Source organism: Desulfobacter vibrioformis DSM 8776 (genome assembly GCF_000745975.1).
Lineage (GTDB): Bacteria > Desulfobacterota > Desulfobacteria > Desulfobacterales > Desulfobacteraceae > Desulfobacter > Desulfobacter vibrioformis.
On the sequence record NZ_JQKJ01000075.1, the window covers coordinates 1 to 2,207 of the forward strand.

Annotated in this window: 3 protein-coding genes; 1 reads left to right on the forward strand and 2 read right to left on the reverse strand. The window is 46.5% G+C overall.

The window, feature by feature from the left end; genetic code table 11:
• The coding region (locus Q366_RS21845; protein WP_035242406.1) for a hypothetical protein at positions 1-231 on the reverse strand (231 nt) is incomplete at its 3' end.
• A gap of 31 nt (positions 232-262) precedes the next feature.
• Positions 263-1,639 (reverse strand): IS91 family transposase, encoded by a 1,377-nt coding sequence (locus tag Q366_RS19105; RefSeq protein ID WP_245620029.1) that lies wholly within the window; start codon positions 1,637-1,639, stop codon positions 263-265.
• Between the two features lie 311 nt (positions 1,640-1,950).
• Between Q366_RS19105 and Q366_RS19110 the strand changes: the two genes are divergently transcribed.
• Positions 1,951-2,207 (forward strand): hypothetical protein (locus Q366_RS19110; RefSeq protein ID WP_035242408.1); only part of this gene is annotated, 257 nt, incomplete at its 3' end.

A 2,207-nucleotide genomic window follows, 5' to 3' on the forward strand; every position in this document is an offset into this window, starting at 1 on the left:
AGGGATAGGAGGTTGCTTTTTGCCAAGCAATGTATAGCGAAAGATGTAAAGATGATCAAGAGCCTGAAATATGGCCCCAGCCGGGAGCGCCCACAACATGTTGTGGGCGCTCCCGGCTGGGGGGACGGCGGTTGGGGTCGGAAACAATCCTTGAAAGAGAAAGATATAAAATCGGATCTTGAACAGCTGAAAAAGAGCAGAACAGCTATCTTTTGGGCTAATTTCGACCATACTCCACCGGAAATCCCCCAAAGCGCTAAAATTAGTGCCAGCCGCCTGCCGGGATTTGGGAATCGGAAAAATCATAAGTCAAATCAGGGATAGAATTGGAAATAATGGATTTCGGCGGATCATGGTTGCGGATGTCCCAAAGTCCAAGGTGGCGCAAAATTTGTTCGATGATGTCCAGTTCTTCGATGAAACTTATGATACGCATTGAGCCCTGGCATTTGGGGCAGGTCAGCGGGTCTACCTCATAGATTTTCTGAATCAGGCGAGCCCAATTTTGCCGGAACTCTTTGGAAGACATCTCGTTCGGGATAACGGTGGGAATGGTATCATCCGTACCAGCCTTTTTCCGCAGCCCCCGTGATTTGTTCGAATAGTGACCGTAGTACCTGACAGTCTGCTCATACCGGCCGGGAATGTGCGTCACCAGTCTGGCCAGCCAGTCCAGGGCAGTGAAAACCTTCCGATCTTTCCGATCCTTCGAGGTATAAACAACCTTTGCAATACCGTCATCGGATTCTTCCGCCGGGATATAAACCATACGTTCCTGGGAGAAACAGGCACGGATAATGTACCGGGCAAGATTGCCGAGGCTGGCCTGGTCATTGGAAGAGATCTTGTCACCGATATAAACATGGAAGCCTGAATGCCGCCATGACAGCATGTTTTCGATAACGGCATCAGTTATCTTGCCCTCTTTTTTGAGCATCTTGAGCACCTCATACTGGAAAATTTCTTCCAGGTCTTCCAGTATGAATCCCGGAGCCATGTGGAAATCACCATCTTTTGAAAAGCAGCCGTCGGAAACAATGGCATGCAGATGAGGGTTGAAGTTCAGGAAATCTCCATAGGTCTGCACTGCGATACTGGCGCCGGGCACAGCATCCTTATCAGCCACACTGGATTGGAGATACCTTTTGATGACGTTCCAGGCGCAGACAGACAACTTTGCCAATAGTTTCCGGTCAAAAAGAAAATAGATCCGCAGCCGCTTGGGGATACTGAACACCCACTGCCGGTGGGGCACATCCTTGAGCACATTGGAAAGCAGCCATTCTCCGTATTCGACAACCCGTTTCTGGTGGCAGGAGGGACAGAATTGTCTTCGTTTGCATGAGAATGCCAGGAGGTACTCATGGCCACAGTCATCACAGCGGATCCGGGCAAACCCCATGTGTAGATCTCCGCAGTCCAGGTACCGATAGATTACGGTCATGACGTATGTCCGCCAGAAACCCAGGCGGGATGCATACATGGCGTCCCAAACCCCCTCCAGTTCTTCAAAGTGGTTCTCAACACATTGGTAGTATGCGCTTGCCTTGGGATTGCGGGGCTGATAAACATCAAAATTGTGTGCTGTTGTTTGGGTCATGGCGGAACCGGCAATGGTGATGGAAATAACTGGGAGCATTCGAAAGGAGATCAGAATATTAATGCAGGATGAAAGTGCTTGTTGAAAATATACAACAATTGTTGATAAAAATAAACAATCCAAATACAGAACCGGAATATTCCCTAACCAAAACATGCTACGGGCAAGCCGCAGATGTTTGCGTTAGGCTATACAGAAGCAACTGATATAACATAATACAAATTAACTAAGGAACGGGGATGAAATAACTTGGACATTTCATTGAGACACACCGTTGAATAACGGTACAGTCCAATTTTCAAATGGGGAAGTTGTTTCGTCCATTCCTAACGCTAAATAAGGAGGAGTAAATGGAAATACCTACAGACGTTAAGGAAAAAATCCTAAAACTAAAAAATAAACTCCCTGAAGATAAACAAGATCGTTTTGTGAGCAATATGAAAGGAGGTTTTGAAAAGCTAACGGAAAGCAACATGACTTCTTCAGCTTTGATAGGAGCTATTCTTGGTTCTGTCATAGATTTTATTCCTGGCTCTGGATTTGTTTCTGATGATTGGACAGAAATTGGAGCAGCTATTGGGGCTTTTATAGGCTATCGAAAAGATAA

Coding starts and splice junctions, on each gene's coding strand:
- Q366_RS19105 (WP_245620029.1), bottom strand. CDS start 1,639: ATGCTCCCAGTTATTTCCATCACCATTGCCGGTTCCGCCATGACCCAA.